Genomic DNA, 18661 nt, shown 5'->3' on the forward strand with positions numbered 1-18661 from the left:
CCAATAAGGCTAAGATACGATGGCTGATGATGATCAAGAACGTACCGAAGAACCCACGGCGAAAAAGCTTGATGAAGCTCGTAACAAGGGGCAAATTGCTCGCTCTAAGGAGTTGGGTACTGCGGCAGTTTTGATTACGGCTGCAATCGCAATTATGGCTTTTGGTGGCATGCTAGCCGAGTCAATGGTGAAAGTCTTTGAAGTTGCTTTTACTCTGAGTCGTGAGCAAGTATTCGATGTTCACCTATTGTTTAAAAATATTGGCTCGATTGCTTGGCTATTGTTTAAGCCGATGTTGTGGATCATGGGGTTTATTGCTTTGGCAGCCCTACTCGGAAATACCTTATTAGGTGGTATATCGTTTAGCTGGGAAGCTGCGATGCCCAAGGCGAATAAGTTATCTCCCTTGCAAGGGTTTAAAAGAATGGTTGGCGTACAAGCTTTGGTAGAGTTTGTTAAAAGTGTTGCCAAAGTGATAGTGATAGCTGGTGTTGTTTGGATTGTATTACGCTGGAAATTTGCCGATATCTTGTCTTTAAGCCTACAGTCAATTCCGGGCTCTATTGTCAATGCTTTAGATATGTTGCAATGGATGTTGTTAGCGCTGGTTTGTAGTTTAATTATTATTGTTATCATTGATGTCCCTTACCAGATATGGAATCACAATAACCAGCTCAAAATGTCTAAGCAGGAAGTGAAAGACGAGCACAAAAATATGGAAGGAAGCCCTGAAGTTAAGGGGCGGATCCGTCGTTTGCAAATGGAAATGGCTGCTCGTCGTATGATGGCAGATGTGCCGCAAGCGGATGTGGTTGTCACCAATCCGACTCATTTTTCGGTGGCGCTTCAGTATGACAGCAAGGCGGGTGGTGCGCCGAAAGTGGTGGCTAAGGGTGTGGATGAGGTGGCGATGAAAATCAGAGAGATCGCTCGTCATTACGAAGTCCCTATTTTAGAAGCGCCAGCCTTAACACGTTCTCTGTACCATACCACGAAGCTCGGTCAGGATATTCCTGATGGGCTATATGTCGCAGTGGCTCAAGTATTAGCCTTTGTGTTCCAGTTGGAGCAGTACCGTAAAGGTCGAGGACAACGACCTAAACCTGTGGCTGATGATTTACCTATCCCCGACGAATTACGATACTAAGCTCAATTCTATGATTTCTCTAGGTGTACCTTTGTTGTTGGCTTAGTTATTGCTTTTCTAAATTATCTCTTGCTCTACAGTCAGTATTTCGTCATTTATGGAAATCATTAATCGTCTCACTAGCTTGAAGCTTCAAGACTTCAAAAAGATAGATGCCAGTCTCATCAAAGGTTTTGGTACGCCAATGGTGGTATTGGCTACCCTTGGCATGGTGGTTCTGCCAATGGCGGCATGGCTACTGGATATCTTGTTTGCATTTAATATTTCCTTAGCCTTGGTGGTGCTTTTGGTTGCAGTCTATACCAAGCGACCCTTGGATTTTGCGGTATTTCCTACGGTGCTGCTGGTTGCCACTTTATTGCGTTTAGCCCTAAACGTTGCATCTACTCGAGTGGTCCTTTTGGAAGGACACAATGGCGGAAATGCTGCGGGTAATGTGATTGAAGCCTTTGGTTCGGTAGTGATTGGTGGAAACTATGCTGTCGGCTTAGTGGTCTTTCTTATCTTGATGATCATTAACTTTGTTGTGGTGACCAAAGGTGCGGGTCGGATTGCCGAGGTGAGCGCGCGTTTTACTTTGGATGCGATGCCGGGTAAGCAAATGGCGATTGATGCGGATCTTAATGCTGGCATTATCGACCAAGAGCAGGCACGTGTTCGTCGTAGTGAAGTGACTGGCGAAGCCGATTTTTATGGATCGATGGATGGCGCGAGTAAATTTGTAAAGGGCGATGCGATTGCTGGGATCCTGATTCTTTTTATTAATATTTTAGGTGGTTTCATTATTGGTGTGGCCCAACACGATCTGAGTTTTTCGCAAGCGGCAGAAGTTTACACTCTGTTAACCATCGGTGATGGTTTAGTCGCGCAAATTCCATCGTTACTACTATCTATCGCTGCTGCTCTGATCGTGACCCGTCAAAATACCGAAGCCGATATGGGCGAGCAAGTTAGCTTGCAGCTGTTTAAAGATCCACGGGTTATGATTATCTGTGGTTCTATTTTATTGGTGATGGGGATTGTTCCGGGAATGCCGCATTTGGCATTCTTAAGTTGCGCTGCGGTGTGTTTGGTGACCGCGTGGTTACGGCATAAAGCCGATGTTAAAAAAGCTGCAGATACAGCCTTACAGCCAGCCAGCACTCATCCTCGTAATAGTAATGAGCCTAAAGAGTTGGGGTGGGATGATGTACAACCAGTTGATGTGATTGGTCTGGAAGTTGGTTATCGATTAATCCCGCTAGTTGATAAGACTCAAGGCGGAGAATTGCTTGCTCGGATTAAAGGTGTACGTAAAAAGTTATCTCAAGATTTCGGTTTTTTGGTGCCAGCGGTACATATTCGTGACAATCTGGATTTAGGCCCTAATCAATATCGAATTACCTTGATGGGGGTTACTTATGGTGAATCTGAAGTATTCCATGATCGAGAAATGGCGATCAATCCGGGCCAAGTATTTGGTAAAATTGAAGGCCAGCCAACCACCGATCCTGCATTTGGTTTAGAGGCGGCTTGGGTTGCAACCGAGCAGCGTGAACACGCCCAAACCCTTGGCTATACGGTTGTTGATTCGGCGACAGTGGTTGCCACCCACCTTAGTCAATTGTTAACCAATAATGCAGCTAATTTATTGGGACATGAAGAAGTACAAAATTTGTTAGACATGTTAGGAAATAGTTTACCTAAGCTTGTTGAAGGTTTAATCCCAGATACCCTGAACTTATCTACTGTTGTTAAAGTGCTGCAAAATTTACTGAGTGAAGGGGTGCCAATTAGGGATGTACGGAGTATCGTTCAGACCTTGGTGGAATACGGACCGAAGAGCCAGGATGCCGATATTCTGACCGCAGCTTGTCGTATTTCTTTAAAACGTTTAATCGTTCAAGAGCTAATTGGTAGTGAAGCAGAGTTACCGGTCATTACTTTGTCACCAGACTTGGAGCAAATATTGCATCAATCTATGCAGGCAGGTGGTAACGATGGTGCAGGAATGGAACCAGGTTTGGCCGAAAAACTGCAAGTATCTTTAACTGAAGCATGCCAAAATCAAGAATTAGCAGGCCAACCAGCGATATTATTGACATCCGGTATATTGCGTTCGAGTATGTCGAGGTTCGTTAAAACAGCAATGCCTGCATTACGTGTACTGTCGTATCAAGAAGTGCCGGAAGATAAACAAATACGTATTGTGAGTTCAGTTGGGCAATAGGTCCAATGGGTAAGCAAAAGGAAGGTGACCAGTGAAAATGAAACGCTTTTTTGCAAAAGACATGCGGACCGCGTTAGCCGAGGTGAAAGAGACTCTTGGTAGTGATGCCGTGATCATGTCCAACAAAAAGGTGACCGGAGGCATAGAGATTGTTGCTGCGGTGGAGCCTTCCAAGACTAATGCTAAGGGAGAAAACTCATCACGAGAGTTAGCCGATGATAGCGTCAATTTATCGTCCGTCAAACCTAAGCACAGTTCTAAAACGTCAACAAACCAACAGCTTGGTCATGATTTTGACGAAAATGCGAGCCTCAAAGATAATTTGACTAATTTTATGCAGCGCCATCAAAAGCGTCAGCAAGAAAATTTGCAACAATCCAGCTTAAATAAATCGCAACGGCCTCGAACCGTTCAGGCTCCTCGCTCCTTGGCTCAGCAGCAAGGGTGGATACAGCAAGGTTCAGCAGCCAAACCTGCGGCAAGCCGTATTGCAACGCCAAGCGCAGAGGCGAATCACAGTGAAGTGGGTGAATTAAAGAAAGAAATGGCAGCGATGCGAAAGTTGTTGGAACATCAAGTGTCGGGATTAATGTGGCAGGAAGTTGAGCGGCAAGAGCCTGTTCGAGCGATGTTAATCAAACAGTTACAGTTGGTTGGTTTTGATGAGGATATGGCCGATCAGGTGGCTGGTTATATCCCCGAAGAGCTAGGCGTACAAGAAGGCTGGCAGCATTTACGGGAATTACTGGCAAATCAGCTCCCTGTCGGCCAAGATGAAATATTGTTAAAAGGTGGAGCGGTTGCCTTATTGGGCCCGACGGGGGTCGGTAAAACAACCACTATCGCCAAATTAGCTGCGCAGTTTGCTATGCGCCATGGTCCTGATAGCGTGGCGATGATTACCACAGATACTTATCGTATTGGTGCTCATGAGCAACTGGCAACTTATGGTAAAATTATGGGCTGTGCAGTTCGAGTGGCGAATGATGAAGCTGAGTTGTCCCAGCTTTTATACCAGTTTAAAGATAAAAAGTTAGTCTTAATCGATACCGCTGGTATGAGCCAAAGAGATATCCGTCTACATGAACAATTAGACAAGTTAGTCAAAAATAGCCAAGTTAATATCCGTAATTATTTGGTGATGTCAGCCAATGCTCAGCGACGGGTAATTGAAGAAACTGTAAATCAATTTAAGCGAATTCCTTTGGCTGGTACCATACTTACTAAATTAGATGAAAGTTTAGCGTTAGGTGAAGTGTTAAATGTAACCTTGCGTCATGCTATACCAATCAGTTACGTTACTCATGGTCAGCAAGTACCAGAAGATATTGCAGTGGCGGTGCCTAGCGAATTAGTTGAGCAAGCTTTGTCGGTGATAGATAAGCATTCTCAGCAACACTTTTGGTTTAGTGAAACCGAACAACAGAAGGTTTCGGATGTATTCTAAACATAATGATTTTGATCAAGCTAGCGGCTTACGAATGATGCAACAAAAAAATAATGTGAAAGTAATCGCAGTGACTGGTGGAAAGGGTGGGGTTGGTAAAACCAACGTGACGCTTAACATGGGAATTGCAATGGCGGGTCAAGGCAAGCGAGTCATGGTCCTTGATGCGGACTTAGGTTTGGCGAATGTTGATGTGCTACTTGGGCTGCGCGTGACTAAAAATCTGTCGCATGTGCTATCGGGAGAGTGCACTCTTGACGAAGTATTAGTTGAGGGACCAAATGGGATTCTGATTGCGCCAGCAACTTCAGGAACTCAATCCATGGTTGAATTAAGCCCTGCGGAACATGCAGGTTTAATTCGCGCTTTTAGTAGTATGAAAACACCGATAGATGTTTTGCTGGTTGATACCGCAGCGGGCATCTCTGATATGGTGTTGAGTTTTGCAAAAGCGTCGCAAGATATTTTAGTCGTCGTGTGTGACGAACCAACATCAATTACCGATGCTTATGCCCTGATTAAACTACTCTCTAATAATCATGGGGTGTATAAATTTAAAGTTGTTGCCAATATGGTTCGTAGTTTAAGAGAAGGTCAGGAGTTATTTACCAAGCTGACTCGGGTGACGGAACGGTTTTTAGATGCCACTCTCGAGTTAGTGTCTTGTATTCCCTATGATAACAATGTCCGATTGGCCGTTCGCAAACAACGTGTTGTGGTTGAAGCCTATCCTAAGTCACCAGCGTCTTTGGCATTTCGCTCTTTAGCCAGCAAAGCGGCTACTTGGCCGATACCTGAGCAAGCGGGAGGACATTTAGAATTTTTCATCGAGAATCTTCTCGAATTTGGACAACGCAAGAATAGAGAGCAGCTTAGTGAATAAAGTTGCCGCCTACGCCAATACCAGCGTTAACGACACTAATGCGTTAGTGGAGCGTCACGCCATTTTGGTTAAACGGATTGCCCATCACTTAATGGCTAGGCTACCGGCTAGTGTTATTGTGGATGATTTAATCCAATCTGGAATGATCGGGCTGATAGAAGCCGCTCGTAATTTTGATGGCTCTAAAGGTGCTAGCTTTGAAACCTATGCAGGGATCCGAATTCGCGGCGCGATGCTTGATGAAATACGCCGTGGCGATTGGGTTCCGCGTTCTGTACATAAAAATAGTCGAGCGATTAGTGACGCTATAGCTGCTGTTGAAAGAGAAAAAAATGGTGACGCTAAAGACGCTGAAGTTGCTGAAAAACTCGGGGTTTCTCTTCGCGAATACCATACGATGCTAGCGGATGTTAATTGCGGGCGAATCTTAGGCATTGAGGACCTTGGGGTAAACGAGGATGTCATTTCTAACGAAGAAAGTCGCGAGCAAAATCGTCCTTTCGAAGGTTTTGCAAATCAACGATTTCAACAATCTTTGGCGGAGTGCATCAAAGGGCTACCTGAACGAGAAGCCTTAGTATTATCGCTTTATTACGATGAAGAGCTTAATCTTAAAGAAATTGGTGAAGTATTAAGCGTTAGTGAGTCGAGAGTGAGTCAAATTCATAGTCAAGCGCTTGCCAGAGTGAAAACTCGAATGCGAGATTGGACACAATAGAGAAATTCATCCTTACAAAACTTATAAAAGATGGACTAAAATTGTGTTTATTAAGGCATAATAATGTATTACATAAATTTGTGACCCGTTTGTGGGCTAGTAAAACATCCAGCTGGGGGACGTACCTTGGATAAAAATATGAAAATTCTGGTTGTTGATGATTTTTCAACAATGAGAAGGATTATTAAGAACTTGTTGAGAGATTTAGGTTTCAACAATACACATGAGGCCGATGACGGTAACACCGCGCTACCAATGCTTAAGGGTGGCGATTTTGAGTTTGTAGTGACTGATTGGAATATGCCTGGTATGGAAGGTATCGATTTGTTGAAAAACATTCGTGCCGATGAGAGTTTAGCTCACCTGCCTGTATTGATGGTCACCGCGGAAGCGAAACGTGAACAAATTATTGAAGCCGCACAAGCCGGAGTAAATGGTTATATTGTAAAACCTTTTACAGCAGCTACTTTAAAAGAGAAGCTCGATAAGATTTTCGAAAGATTACAATAAAAGGAAGACGCGTGAGCACCGATACTCCGATTATTTCATTAGCGGATGCGCAACAACTGGTGATGCTACTTGAAATGGGAAAGGTCGCCGAGGCGAACCAACTAGTCAGTGAGCTATGTGCTCCAAAAGCTAACTTGCTGTTTGATAAAGTTGGCCAGCTCACTCGTCAACTTCACGATTCATTAAATGATTTCAAATTGGATATTCGGATCAATGAACTCGCGAACCAAGAAATCCCCGATGCCAAAGAACGTTTAAACTATGTCATCGAAATGACCGATCAAGCTGCTAATAAAACGATGGATGCAGTCGAGTCGGGTTTGCCGATTGCTGATAAATTAACCAATGATATCAATGATATTATGCCTGTATGGCAAAATTTGATGGATCGGAAAATTGAGTTAGGCCAATTTAAAGCGCTGTGTCACCAAATCGATATTTTTCTGACTAGTTCTTCATCTGATGCCGATAAACTACGTAACATGCTTACTGAAATTTTAATGGCACAGGATTTTCAGGATCTTACCGGGCAAATGATTCGAAAGGTGATCACTTTAGTTCAGGAGGTTGAAGAGAATTTAGTTGAGATGCTCACCTTGTTTGGCACTGACATGGTGGATGTCGCTCCTGGTCAAGATGATAAAAAATCGGGTGTTGAAGCAGAAGGCCCTATAATTAATAAAGAACAAAGGGATGACGTTGTTAACGATCAAGACGATGTTGATGACTTGTTGTCTAGTTTAGGATTTTAAGGGAGTAGCGCATGTCGTTTGATGTAGATGAAGACATCTTACAAGACTTTCTGGTAGAAGCGGCAGAGATCCTAGAGCAGCTTTCTGAACAGCTTGTTGATCTAGAAAAACGTCCTGATGATAGTAACTTATTGAATGCTATATTTAGGGGTTTTCATACCGTTAAAGGTGGTGCTGGTTTCTTATCATTAACTGAACTCGTTGACGTTTGTCATGGTGCGGAAAATGTGTTTGACACATTACGTAACGGTGGCCGCGGGGTGTCATCAGAGTTAATGGATGTCATACTTGAAGCACTTGATTCCGTGAATGATATGTTTGCTAAGGTGCAAGCAAGAGAACCTTTAACACCAGCTTTGCCAGAGCTTATTGAGCGATTGCATCAATTATCTCGGCCTGCTTCAGAAGATCAGGTGGTGGTTGAGCCGGAATCTGAGCCCGAGCCCGAGCAAATTCCAGAGAGTAAATCAGCTACTGGCACTGGTATTGATGATATTTCTGATGACGAATTTGAAAGCTTACTCGATGAGTTGCATGGCTCTGGTGCTCCAAAAGCGGCTTCTCAAGCGAGTCCGGTAAGTGCTGCAGCCCCTAGCGAAACTGCGAGTGGTGGCGATATTTCTGATGATGAGTTTGAAAAGCTACTCGACGAGCTACATGGCTCTAAAGCACCAAGTGCTAAACCTGCCGCTGTTACGCCAGTGGAAACGGCGACGAACAGTGACGAAATTGGCGATGATGAATTCGAAAAGTTATTAGATCAGCTGCATGGTGCCGGTAAAGCGCCTGAGGTTAAGGCGGCAGCCAAGCCCGAAGTCACCCCGAAGGTCGAGCCGAAGAAAGTTGCACCAACAAAAGTTGCAGCTACTCCGAAAGCTGCTGCTCCAGCCAAGTCTGAGCCGGCAAAAGCAGCGCCCAAACAAGCCCCTCAGGGGGAAACGACGGTTCGCGTCGATACCCGTACTCTCGACGAAATCATGAATATGGTTGGGGAATTAGTTTTAGTCCGTAATCGTTTGGTTAGTCTTGGTTTAACCAGTAATGATGAGGATATGGCTAAGGCGACCTCTAACCTTGACGTTGTGACCGCTGATTTACAGGGTGCAGTGATGAAAACTCGAATGCAGCCTATTAAGAAGGTGTTCGGTCGTTTTCCTCGAGTCGTTCGTGATTTAGCTCGTAGTTTGAAGAAAGATATTAACTTGGAATTGGTCGGTGAAGATACCGATTTAGACAAAAACCTAGTGGAAGCGTTAGCCGATCCACTGGTGCATTTAGTGCGAAACTCGGTTGATCACGGCATTGAAATGCCAGACCAACGTGAAGCGGCAGGAAAACCGCGTACTGGTGTCATTCGTTTGTCAGCCTCGCAAGAGGGTGATCATATCTTGCTGATGATCGAAGATGACGGCGCGGGGATGAATGCAGATAAGCTTAAATCTATCGCTATAGAGCGCGGTGTTTTAGATGCCGATGCGGCGGCAAGAATGCCAGACAAAGATGCTTATAGTTTGATTTTTGCACCAGGTTTTTCGACAAAAACTGAGATTTCTGATATTTCGGGGCGTGGTGTTGGCATGGATGTGGTCAAAACCAGTATCACCCAGCTGAACGGTTCTGTGGATATTGATTCTAAGCTTGGAGGCGGTACTACTTTACAAATCAAAGTACCATTAACGTTAGCTATTCTACCCACTTTGATGGTTGATGTAGGTAAACAGACTTTTGCTTTACCACTCACCAGTGTAAATGAAATCTTTCATCTGGATTTAACCAAAACCAATGTTGTTGACGGTCAGGAAACCGTTATTGTCCGTAATAAAGCTATACCTCTATTTTATTTGCAAGATTGGTTGATCCGTAATAGTCAATCTGGACAGAGAAGTTCTCAAGGACATGTGGTTATCGTACAGATAGGCCAACAACAGGTGGGATTTGTCGTTGACAACCTCATTGGGCAGGAAGAAGTTGTGATAAAAGCGCTTGACCAGTTATTGCAAGGTACCCCTGGAATGGCCGGGGCGACGATTACCAGTGATGGTCGTATCGCACTCATACTCGATATTCCTAGTTTACTAAAACGCTACGCTCGTAAGTTATAACGCCGAGCACAGCCCTTAAAAAGAATTGAGTATGGCAATAAAAGTATTAGTTGTTGATGATTCTAGTTTTTTCAGACGTCGAGTCAGCGAGATTATTAACGCTGACCCAAGCCTTGAGGTGATAGGTGCAGCTAAGAATGGCCGCGAGGCCATTGAAATGGTTGCAAGTTTAAAACCTGACGTGATTACCATGGATATTGAAATGCCAGTTATGGATGGCATTACGGCTGTAAAAGAAATTATGGCCAAACATCCCACGCCAGTGCTGATGTTTTCATCGTTAACCCACGATGGTGCTAAAGCGACCTTAGATGCTCTAGATGCTGGTGCACTTGATTTTATCCCCAAAAAATTTGAAGACATTGCTCGTGATCGTGAAGAAGCCGTCAGCTTGTTACAACAACGAGTAAAGGCCATTGCCAGACGCCGAGTGATAGCGCGTCGAGCGCCATCGAGTCTGACTCCCCGAGCCGACAAACCTTTGACGCCAAGCGCCCGGACGCCACTAAGGCCGACGACCGCGGCAAGCAGCCAACCTTCGGTAGAGCGCAAGGTTCGTACGTCTGGTGTGTTTAAACCTTCAGGAAAACGCTATAAATTAGTCGCGATAGGGACCTCTACCGGTGGTCCGGTGGCTTTGCAAACAATTTTAACGCAGTTGCCGGCTGGGTTTCCTAAGCCCATTTTATTAGTTCAGCATATGCCAGCTACATTTACAGCTGCATTTGCTCAACGCTTAAATACACTGTCACGGGTTAATGTGAAGCAGGCCGAGGATGGAGATGAATTGCGACCGGGTTGTGCTTATCTCGCACCCGGTGGCAAACAGATGTTAGTTGAGCCTCGCGGTCAGTATGGTCGCTTACGAATTATTGATGGCAATGACAAAGTCAACTATAAACCTTGTGTCGATATTACTTTTGCTTCTTTGGCGAAAAGTCATCAGGGCGACGTTTTAGCCATGATTTTGACTGGTATGGGGGCTGATGGGCGAGATGGTTGCCGTTTATTGAAAGATAAAGGCTCAACGATCTGGGCTCAGGATGAAGCCAGTTGTGTTGTTTATGGTATGCCACAGGCCGTCGCAAGTGCTGGACTCGCCTCCAATCAAATGCCTCTCGATCGTTTTTCTGAAGCGATAGTTATGGAAATTGGTAATGGATAAACTTAGCATCTTTGGCGTTATTTTAGCGTTCTCAGCTGTTGGGTTTGGTCATGTTTTTGCTGGTGGGTCGTTAGACGATTTAGTCAATGTACATGCATTAACAATTGTATTGGGGGGGACTATCGGCGCGGTGATGTTACAAACGCCGAGCAAACAATTTGTGCAAGCTCTGAAAGTGATACCGAAGGTTTGGTTTCAGTCGCAAGATAATGTACAGAACCAAATTCAATTGATATTGAATTGGTCTCATATTGTTCGTAAAGATGGTTATTTGGGCCTAGAACAACAGCAAAAACATGCAGATTCGTTTACTTTACGCGGTTTACAAATGCTGATAGACGGTGCCGAAGCTCAACAATTACAACAATCCTTAGAAGATGTCATCGACTTAGAACAAAGTCGTTTGGAACGTCAGGCGGGGGTGTTTGAAGCCATGGGGGGGTACTGCCCTACGGTGGGTATTATCGGTGCAGTACTTGGTTTGATTCAGGCTATGGATTTTTTAAGCAGTCCTGAGTTACTTGGAAAGGGAATTGCGGTTGCATTTGTTGCGACCATTTATGGTGTTGGTTTCGCCAATTTTATTTTCTTGCCTTTTGCCAATAAACTTCGCTCGCAAGCGGGGGATCGCGCTATTTATCAGGAAATGACTTTAGCTGGATTGGTTTCAATCGCTGAAGGTGCCAGTAGTATTGAAGTAAAGCGTCGCTTACATAGCTTCGTTGTGGATATCGACTAGTATGCGTCATCGCTATGCTGCAGCTGCTAAGCGAAATGCAAACACAGAGCGTTGGTTAGTCTCCTACGCTGATTATATGACATTGATGTTTGCGTTGTTTGTAGTACTTTACGCGATGGCGATTACCAATGAAAAAGATTACCCCGAATTGCAACAACGCTTACAACAGGCGATTGCCTTATTTGAAGTTTCTGATGGGCAAGCTGAACGGAATGAAACGGTCTCGTCAACGGAATTGCTGATGGAATATGGTCACTCGATTTTGGATGGTCAAGTTATCATGCCTAACGTGCCGCCAACGACTTCAAACTCAGTTGCTCAGTCTAATCTAACCGAACTCGCAAGCCAATTGGCTATTGAACTTAAAGATATTTTCAAAACTGACGACATAGTAATAAATAGTGATGAAGACTGGCTAACCATTGAGTTAGATAGTCGACTTTTTTTTGCTAGTGGTAGTGCTTACTTGCTTAAGCCTGCTGAACAGTTAGTTTTACGTTTGTCCGAAAAGCTTAAAATGGTCGATAATTATATACGAGTGCGTGGTTATACCGACGAGCATAGTATTGATAGTGAACTCTATCCAAGCAATTGGGAGTTGTCAGCCGCTCGGGCCACAAGAGTTGTTCGGGAATTGCAGTCAGATGGGATTCAACCGCAGCGAATGGCTATCGAAGCCTACGCTCAATATGCCCCGTTATCCGTGAACGGAAAACTGCAAAGCGATAAACAAAATCGAAGGGTGGTCATTGCACTCTCTAAATACATTTGGGACTCTTCAATTGCCCAATCGTCAGTTGTCGAACAAGCGCCAGCGGGAGATGAGCAGAAAGTTGTTAAGCCAGATAGTGAGACAATGTTAGCGGTGCCATTGGAAGGTGGTGGGGTGCGATTTACGACAAGGCAGGAAGAATAGGTGAAAGTTTGGACGGTTGCTAATCAAAAAGGCGGTGTCGGTAAAACTACAACGGTGATATCTCTGGCTGGTCTACTAGCGCAACAAGGAAAACGTGTCCTATTACTCGACACTGATCCCCATGCGTCGCTCACCAGTTATTTGGGATTTGATGTTGATAGTGTTCAGGGCACTCTTTATGAACTTTATCAAAACAGTCAACTCGACGATGCGATGGTGACTCATAGTATTCAAGCGACTTCGTTTGATAATTTAGATTTAATTCCCGCAAGTATGGCTTTAGCTACTTTGGATAAAGTGTTGGGGCAGCGTGAGGGAATGGGCTTGATTTTAAAGCGCATTTTGGCGCGTATTGAACATAAGTATGATTATGTGTTAGTTGATTGCCCACCAGTTCTGGGGGTGATGATGGTTAATGCTTTAGCTGCGAGTGAGCGAGTATTAGTGCCTGTTCAAACAGAGTTTTTAGCCATTAAAGGTTTGGAGCGCATGGTTAAAACCTTGAGTATTATGCAACGCTCTTGTCCTAACCGCTTACGCTATACGGTTGTTCCAACGATGTATGACAAGCGAACTCGTGCTTCATTAGCGGCCTTAAAGGAACTACAAGAAACTTATCCGAACAACATTTGGAATTCAGTGATACCCATCGACACCAAATTTAGAGATGCTAGCCTACGGCATGCGCCACCTTCCTATCATATAAAAAATTGCCGCGGGGTATTTGCTTATCAAACCTTACTCGCTCATCTTCTGCAGATGACCGATGAGCAGGGGCTATTATGAATAGCGATACCTTGATGGAGCAGGCTTTAGGGAGTTATTTTGATTCTTTATTGAAAGAACCTGAAAGTGTGCCTCTCAGCCCTGTTAGTGAAACCTTGAATCAGTCTTCGTTTGCCCCTGAACCTCAAGTGAAGCCGCTTGCGACTTTGTTCGCAGAAGCCGAGCAACGAGTTGCCGCTGTTGCGGAGGCTAAGCCGGTATTACTCCCTATTAAAGAGTTACCAGAACAGCCTGCACCAAAAGTTGAACCCGAGCATATAGCGCCTGCTGATGAGTCTTTGCCAGCAACGAGTATTCAAGTAGAAGAGCAGCTTGTTGAAGCGCCTTTACCGGAAGAATGGCACAATATCGAAACCGATAATGAGTTTCAGGTTCTATTTTTTGAAGTTGCAGGCGTTACTTTTGGAGTGCCCTTGACTGAGTTGGGCGGAATTCATCGTATTAGTGAAGTTAGCCCACTCTTTGGTAAGCCAGATTGGTTCGCTGGCATTATGATCGAGCGTGAACAAAAGTTAACGGTTGTCGATACCGCTAAGTGGGTGATGCCGAATCAGCCTTTTGAACCTGACTATAAATACCTGGTTATGCTTGGTGAAAGTAGTTGGGGTTTGAGCTGCGAGAAGCTATTTGGTACCGAGCGGTTGAATAAAGATGATGTAAAGTGGCGTGTTGATCCCGGTAAACGTCGTTGGTTAGCGGGAATGGTCAAACAAAGGATGTGTGCTTTATTGCATGTTGAAGAGCTACAACGAATGCTTTCTCAGGGGGTAAATATAGATGGATGTTAGAACTGTGAGGTAGAGCGAGCTCTGTTTAATTGAAAGACTAGGTAAATCCGCCGTTTAGTTTTATAACTTATGATATATACTTGAATAGATAAGAGTTGCGAGATCCAATTGGACTCATGAATAAAAAGGACATGCAGATGAGCGAGCAGCGTAACGTCGCAGAAAATATTGCCGAGGATGAAGTTCTACAATGGGTAACTTTTCAGTTGGAAAGTGAGACCTATGGTATTAACGTGATGCAGGTACAAGAAGTATTACGTTATACAGAAATAGCGCCGGTGCCAGGAGCGCCAAACTATGTTTTAGGCATTATCAACTTGCGTGGTAATGTGGTCACGGTGATCGATACGCGTTCCCGGTTTGGTTTGCCTTCATCAGATATTACCGAAAATTCACGGATCGTGATTATAGAAGCTGAATCACAAGTCATCGGGATTTTAGTGGATAGTGTTGCTGAGGTGGTTTACTTACGTTCTTCTGAAATAGATGCCGCACCAAACGTGGGTACTGAAGAGAGCGCGAAGTTCATTCAAGGTGTTAGTAATCGGGATGGACAGTTATTAATTTTGGTTGATCTCAATAAGCTGCTTTCTGATGAAGAGTGGGATGAAGTAAGCTCAATATAAATGGATTGGATTAATCTTGTTGCGTTATTGGTTATGTTGCTTGGCCTTGTGGGTGTTTACTGGTTAACACACAAGGCTAATCGACATATAGATTCCAGTGAAGCCAAAATGGCGAGTTTGGAACTGGTTGTTAAAAATTTGTTAAGTAAGCATCGAGCCGCTGAAAAAGAGCTGCAAGAGTTACACGTAGCCAATGCTTCTTTAGTTCAAGAATTAGAACGTCAGGCTGAGCAAGTCGAGCAAGCGTTTATTCGTAGCGCTCAAATTGAGTCACAAGATCCTGACAGCAAGTTGTACACCCGTGCCGTCAAATTGGTCGAGTTAGGCGCTGATTTAGAAGAGGTGATGCGCGAATGTGAATTACCTAAAGCCGAGGCTGAACTTCTATTAAGTCTACGGAATAAAATGAAAGGGCAAGCAAGCTAGCCTTGCCTTCTCTTCTCTTCTCTTCTCTTCTCTTCTCTCTGAACCACTGCACTTGCCAAGCCCCGTTTGCTGTTTGTTCCACAAAATCCTATTATCATGATTGAGTCAGAGTCGCTACAATGCGCGTTTAAAGTAGACTTAATGGTAGGTCTTCGGAACTGAATTTAGTGGTATTTGATTCAGCTAAATTAAATGTTCAGGGCAAGGTTGTTGTATTGTCCTGCGTTGTTGCTGCATGAATCTGCTATTTTATATGTTCTTATTGTAATCGGTAGGGGGGCTGCTGTAGTTGTTTTAGCTTGATTGGTTTTTCTTTGTATTTTGGACGGTTATCTCGATCTGCTTATCTTTTACATCTATTTTCTGAGTCAGTTGTCAGTTGTTCTTAATGGCAGCCTTATGCGCTCGAGCTCCTAGTCGGCGGCCATGATCTATACACGAACGGCCGACCATATTCGATTGCTTCTGTACTTTGCGGAATGGTGTTTATTTCATCGTTGCTGGTCCGACTGAATATCTATTTTGATTTGGCTTTACTTTGATGGAACATCTCCTTAACATATTCGTTATTTCAATTGCTTGCCTAGATTTACGATCTAGCTGTGATACCATCCCGACACTTATTATATCAAGACACATTTGAATGCTGGAAGCTATTGGACTTTGCTGTGTTAGAGAAGAGCGCGTTCTTTTTGACAATTTATCGTTTACCTTAAACGCTGGCGATATCCTGCAGGTAGCAGGTCCCAACGGTGCGGGGAAAACTAGTTTATTACGTTTGCTTGCGGGTTTGTCTCGTCCTGAGCAGGGAGAGATCCATTGGCAAGGGCAGAGCATTAATCAAATCTCTGATAGCTTTCATCAACACTGCCTGTATTTGGGGCATCATGTTGGGGTAAAGGCAGAGTTAAGTGCCGTAGAAAACCTACAGTTTTATTTGGGGTTGGCGGGTCAGTCCATGTCATTGGGGCAGCTATACGACTTGTTGGCTCGAGTCGGTTTAGCGGGTTTGGAAGATGAACCAACAGCACACTTGTCGGCTGGACAGCAGCGCCGAGTTGGCTTGGCTAGGTTATGGCTTGTGGAACGTCAATTATGGATCCTAGATGAGCCCTTTACCGCAATCGATAAGCAAGGTGTTACTTATTTAGAAGCCGTACTGAAGCGACATGCAGAGGCCGGCGGAATGATATTGCTCACGACGCATCAAACTTTAAATATCGATAGTGCCCATTATCGCGTGTTAAACATTGAGCCTGCTTATGAGGAAATTGTTTAATGCGGGTTTTTGTGAGTGTTGTTAAACGTGAGTTGTTAGCTGCATTTAGACAAAAGTCAGAAGTTGTCAATCCGCTATGGTTTATTTTGATTGTGATAACTTTGTTTCCTATTGCCGTTGGGCCAGAGCCGCAGTTATTGGCGAAAATTGCGCCTGGAATTTTATGGGTAGCGGCTTTACTCTCCTCATTATTGTCTTTAGAGCGCTTATTTCGAGATGATTATGCCGATGGCTCATTAGAACAGATGTTGTTGAGTGGCTCGTCTTTAGCGTTGATCGCTTTAGCAAAAACAGTGGCGCATTGGATGATTACAGGCTTACCAATTTTACTGCTATCACCGCTGCTTGCAGTTTTGTTATCCCTAGAATGGCAAAGTTTTAAGGCTACATTCTATACCTTATTATTAGGAACCCCTGTACTGAGTTTAATTGGTGCAGTGGGCGTAGCCTTAACAGTGGGCTTGCGTAAAGGTGGTGTATTGCTGAGCCTATTAGTTTTACCTTTGTATATTCCTATATTGATTTTTGCGACTTCTGCGATTGAAGCCGCATCATTAAACTTGCCCTATACGGGCCATTTAGCGATTATGGGTGCGATTAGCTTATTGGCGCTCACTTTGGCTCCCTTCGCTACCGCCGCGGCATTAAGAGTTAGCGTTAACTAAATATAATAATAAATTATTGTCAGAGAGTACTTACCCTAATGTGGAAATGGTTACATCCTTATGCAAAACCGCAAGCCAGCTATGAACTTGCTGGAAAATTTGTACCTTGGTTGAGTGTATTGGCCCTTATTAGTTTTGTTGTGGGCTTAATTTGGGGCTTGGCCTTTGCGCCCGCCGACTATCAGCAAGGCGATAGTTTCAGAATTATTTATATTCATGTTCCTTCGGCAATATTATCGATGGCGGCTTATTCGTCGATGGCAATTGCCGCTTTTATCGGCTTGGTGTGGCAAATTAAACAAGCTGATATTTATGTGGCAGCAGTCGCTCCTGTTGGCGCTGTCCTTACCTTTGTTGCTCTATTTACTGGGGCTGCTTGGGGGAAACCAATGTGGGGGGCATGGTGGGTATGGGACGCTCGTTTAACCTCTGAGTTAATTTTGTTGTTTTTGTACTTAGGTGTCATCGCCCTATACAACGCATTTTCGGATAAAGTTATGGCTGGCAGAGCAGCTGGGATCTTGAGTCTAGTGGGCGTTATTAATTTGCCAATCATTCACTATTCCGTGGAATGGTGGAATACCCTACATCAAGGGGCCACGATTACCAAGTTCGCGAAACCGTCGATTGATTCTCAAATGTTATGGCCCTTATTGCTGAACATATTTGCTTTTGGGTTTTTCTTGGTTGCGGTCAGTTTGGTTCGCTTTAGAACCGAGCTGTTAAGGCGAGAACGCCGCCGCCCTTGGGTACAACAACTTCTTATCAAGCCAGATCAACGGGAGGGTTAATATGATGCAATTTGATTCAGTCGCTGATTTTTTTGCGATGGGTGGTTACGCGTATTACGTATGGCTGGCCTATGGCGTGAGTGCGCTCGCCATGGGAGCGTTGGTCATCGATAGTTTGATTAAACGAAGAGCGATTATTAAATCGGTGACGCATTATTCGGTGCGGCGAAAACGGGTACAAGCAGCGAAAGAGATGAGCGAGCACTTATGAATCCTAGACGTAAAAAACGCTTAACCATTGTTATCTCTATTGTGTTGGGTTTAGGGGCATCCATTGGTTTGTTGCTCTATGCACTGGCGCAAAATATCGACTTGTTTTATACCCCCACAGAATTAGTTAAGGGGAAAGGTCCACAGGCACTTAAACCGGAACTGGGTCAGCGATTGCGGATTGGTGGTTTGGTATTGCCTGGCACTGTTGAGCGTTCTGCAACAAGTTTACAAGTGAGCTTTAAACTGAGTGATGCCGGCGGCGAGATTGTGATTGTTAATTACGAAGGTATTTTGCCGGATCTATTTCGCGAGGGGCAGGGGATTGTCGCGCAAGGTGTATTGACCGCCGTTAACACCGTGTCGGCCTTCGAAGTATTGGCTAAACATGATGAAGAATACATGCCGCCCGAGGTTGCCGAATCTTTGATTGGAATGGAACATTTTAAACCTGAATATACTGAAGCCCAATTGCAGGGCTCTGCTCACTAGAGATATCTAT

At 44.3% G+C, this 18661-nt stretch carries 20 protein-coding genes; all 20 read left to right on the forward strand.

The window, feature by feature from the left end:
- The first annotated feature begins 19 nt into the window (after window positions 1–19).
- The gene (gene flhB / locus ACRRSX_RS08635; RefSeq protein WP_432453611.1) at window positions 20–1147 is read left to right on the forward strand and encodes a flagellar biosynthesis protein FlhB; all 1128 of its coding nucleotides are present in this window, start codon (window positions 20–22) and stop codon (window positions 1145–1147) included.
- A gap of 97 nt (window positions 1148–1244) precedes the next feature.
- Window positions 1245–3356 (forward strand): flagellar biosynthesis protein FlhA, encoded by a 2112-nt coding sequence (flhA, locus tag ACRRSX_RS08640; protein ID WP_432453610.1) that lies wholly within the window; start codon window positions 1245–1247, stop codon window positions 3354–3356.
- A 31-nt stretch (window positions 3357–3387) separates the two neighbouring features.
- Window positions 3388–4803, forward strand: coding sequence for a flagellar biosynthesis protein FlhF (flhF, locus tag ACRRSX_RS08645; protein ID WP_432459121.1), 1416 nt, complete (start codon window positions 3388–3390; stop codon window positions 4801–4803).
- Window positions 4793–5686 carry a MinD/ParA family protein gene (locus ACRRSX_RS08650; RefSeq protein WP_432453608.1) on the forward strand — a complete coding sequence of 298 codons (894 nt, stop codon included), beginning with the start codon at window positions 4793–4795 and terminating at the stop codon, window positions 5684–5686. The genes flhF and ACRRSX_RS08650 overlap by 11 nt, the downstream gene beginning before the upstream one ends.
- Window positions 5679–6404, forward strand: coding sequence for an RNA polymerase sigma factor FliA (locus tag ACRRSX_RS08655; RefSeq protein WP_432453607.1), 726 nt, complete (start codon window positions 5679–5681; stop codon window positions 6402–6404). The genes ACRRSX_RS08650 and ACRRSX_RS08655 overlap by 8 nt, the downstream gene beginning before the upstream one ends.
- Window positions 6405–6530: 126 nt before the next feature.
- Complete coding sequence (gene cheY, locus ACRRSX_RS08660; RefSeq protein WP_055734955.1) at window positions 6531–6914, forward strand: chemotaxis response regulator CheY; 384 nt, start codon at window positions 6531–6533, stop codon at window positions 6912–6914.
- A gap of 11 nt (window positions 6915–6925) precedes the next feature.
- Window positions 6926–7666: a protein phosphatase CheZ gene (locus ACRRSX_RS08665; RefSeq protein WP_432453606.1), complete on the forward strand. Its 741-nt coding sequence runs from the start codon at window positions 6926–6928 to the stop codon at window positions 7664–7666.
- A gap of 11 nt (window positions 7667–7677) precedes the next feature.
- A complete protein-coding gene (locus ACRRSX_RS08670; RefSeq protein ID WP_432453605.1) occupies window positions 7678–9768 on the forward strand; it encodes a chemotaxis protein CheW in 2091 nt (696 codons plus the stop codon).
- A 31-nt stretch (window positions 9769–9799) separates the two neighbouring features.
- Window positions 9800–10933, forward strand: a complete 1134-nt coding sequence (locus ACRRSX_RS08675; protein ID WP_432453604.1) for a protein-glutamate methylesterase/protein-glutamine glutaminase — start codon at window positions 9800–9802, stop codon at window positions 10931–10933.
- Entirely contained in the window at window positions 10926–11672 is a 747-nt protein-coding gene (locus ACRRSX_RS08680) for a flagellar motor protein (protein WP_432453603.1), read from the forward strand. Before ACRRSX_RS08675 ends, ACRRSX_RS08680 begins: the two co-directional genes overlap by 8 nt.
- A gap of 1 nt (window position 11673) precedes the next feature.
- Window positions 11674–12588, forward strand: coding sequence for a flagellar motor protein MotB (locus ACRRSX_RS08685; protein WP_432453602.1), 915 nt, complete (start codon window positions 11674–11676; stop codon window positions 12586–12588).
- Window positions 12589–13374, forward strand: coding sequence for a ParA family protein (locus ACRRSX_RS08690; RefSeq protein WP_432453601.1), 786 nt, complete (start codon window positions 12589–12591; stop codon window positions 13372–13374).
- Entirely contained in the window at window positions 13371–14162 is a 792-nt protein-coding gene (locus ACRRSX_RS08695) for a chemotaxis protein CheW (RefSeq protein ID WP_432453600.1), read from the forward strand. Before ACRRSX_RS08690 ends, ACRRSX_RS08695 begins: the two co-directional genes overlap by 4 nt.
- Window positions 14163–14299: 137 nt before the next feature.
- Entirely contained in the window at window positions 14300–14788 is a 489-nt protein-coding gene (locus ACRRSX_RS08700) for a chemotaxis protein CheW (RefSeq protein WP_432453599.1), read from the forward strand.
- A complete protein-coding gene (locus ACRRSX_RS08705; RefSeq protein ID WP_432453598.1) occupies window positions 14789–15214 on the forward strand; it encodes a DUF2802 domain-containing protein in 426 nt (141 codons plus the stop codon). It abuts the gene before it with no gap.
- A gap of 643 nt (window positions 15215–15857) precedes the next feature.
- Entirely contained in the window at window positions 15858–16493 is a 636-nt protein-coding gene (ccmA, locus tag ACRRSX_RS08710) for a cytochrome c biogenesis heme-transporting ATPase CcmA (protein WP_432453597.1), read from the forward strand.
- The gene (gene ccmB, locus ACRRSX_RS08715; protein WP_432453596.1) at window positions 16493–17158 is read left to right on the forward strand and encodes a heme exporter protein CcmB; all 666 of its coding nucleotides are present in this window, start codon (window positions 16493–16495) and stop codon (window positions 17156–17158) included. Before ccmA ends, ccmB begins: the two co-directional genes overlap by 1 nt.
- Window positions 17159–17196: 38 nt before the next feature.
- Window positions 17197–17949, forward strand: coding sequence for a heme ABC transporter permease (locus tag ACRRSX_RS08720; protein ID WP_432453595.1), 753 nt, complete (start codon window positions 17197–17199; stop codon window positions 17947–17949).
- Between the two features lies 1 nt (window position 17950).
- Window positions 17951–18160: a heme exporter protein CcmD gene (gene ccmD / locus ACRRSX_RS08725; protein ID WP_432453594.1), complete on the forward strand. Its 210-nt coding sequence runs from the start codon at window positions 17951–17953 to the stop codon at window positions 18158–18160.
- A complete protein-coding gene (gene ccmE, locus ACRRSX_RS08730) occupies window positions 18157–18651 on the forward strand; it encodes a cytochrome c maturation protein CcmE (RefSeq protein WP_432453593.1) in 495 nt (164 codons plus the stop codon). The genes ccmD and ccmE overlap by 4 nt, the downstream gene beginning before the upstream one ends.
- The last annotated feature ends 10 nt before the right edge of the window (window positions 18652–18661 follow it).

This window comes from Agarivorans sp. QJM3NY_30, from assembly GCF_050870855.2.
Lineage (GTDB): Bacteria > Pseudomonadota > Gammaproteobacteria > Enterobacterales > Celerinatantimonadaceae > Agarivorans.

Excerpts from the sequence above, each read along its gene's own strand:
- flhB (WP_432453611.1), top strand. The coding sequence starts at position 20 with ATGGCTGATGATGATCAAGAACGTACCGAAGAACCCACGGCGAAAAAG.
- flhA (WP_432453610.1), top strand. The coding sequence starts at position 1,245 with ATGGAAATCATTAATCGTCTCACTAGCTTGAAGCTTCAAGACTTCAAA.
- ACRRSX_RS08650 (WP_432453608.1), top strand. The coding sequence starts at position 4,793 with ATGTATTCTAAACATAATGATTTTGATCAAGCTAGCGGCTTACGAATG.
- ACRRSX_RS08670 (WP_432453605.1), top strand. The coding sequence starts at position 7,678 with ATGTCGTTTGATGTAGATGAAGACATCTTACAAGACTTTCTGGTAGAA.
- ACRRSX_RS08675 (WP_432453604.1), top strand. The coding sequence starts at position 9,800 with ATGGCAATAAAAGTATTAGTTGTTGATGATTCTAGTTTTTTCAGACGT.
- ACRRSX_RS08680 (WP_432453603.1), top strand. The coding sequence starts at position 10,926 with ATGGATAAACTTAGCATCTTTGGCGTTATTTTAGCGTTCTCAGCTGTT.
- ACRRSX_RS08685 (WP_432453602.1), top strand. The coding sequence starts at position 11,674 with ATGCGTCATCGCTATGCTGCAGCTGCTAAGCGAAATGCAAACACAGAG.
- ACRRSX_RS08695 (WP_432453600.1), top strand. The coding sequence starts at position 13,371 with ATGAATAGCGATACCTTGATGGAGCAGGCTTTAGGGAGTTATTTTGAT.
- ACRRSX_RS08700 (WP_432453599.1), top strand. The coding sequence starts at position 14,300 with ATGAGCGAGCAGCGTAACGTCGCAGAAAATATTGCCGAGGATGAAGTT.
- ACRRSX_RS08705 (WP_432453598.1), top strand. The coding sequence starts at position 14,789 with ATGGATTGGATTAATCTTGTTGCGTTATTGGTTATGTTGCTTGGCCTT.
- ccmA (WP_432453597.1), top strand. The coding sequence starts at position 15,858 with ATGCTGGAAGCTATTGGACTTTGCTGTGTTAGAGAAGAGCGCGTTCTT.
- ccmB (WP_432453596.1), top strand. The coding sequence starts at position 16,493 with ATGCGGGTTTTTGTGAGTGTTGTTAAACGTGAGTTGTTAGCTGCATTT.
- ACRRSX_RS08720 (WP_432453595.1), top strand. The coding sequence starts at position 17,197 with ATGTGGAAATGGTTACATCCTTATGCAAAACCGCAAGCCAGCTATGAA.
- ccmD (WP_432453594.1), top strand. The coding sequence starts at position 17,951 with ATGATGCAATTTGATTCAGTCGCTGATTTTTTTGCGATGGGTGGTTAC.
- ccmE (WP_432453593.1), top strand. The coding sequence starts at position 18,157 with ATGAATCCTAGACGTAAAAAACGCTTAACCATTGTTATCTCTATTGTG.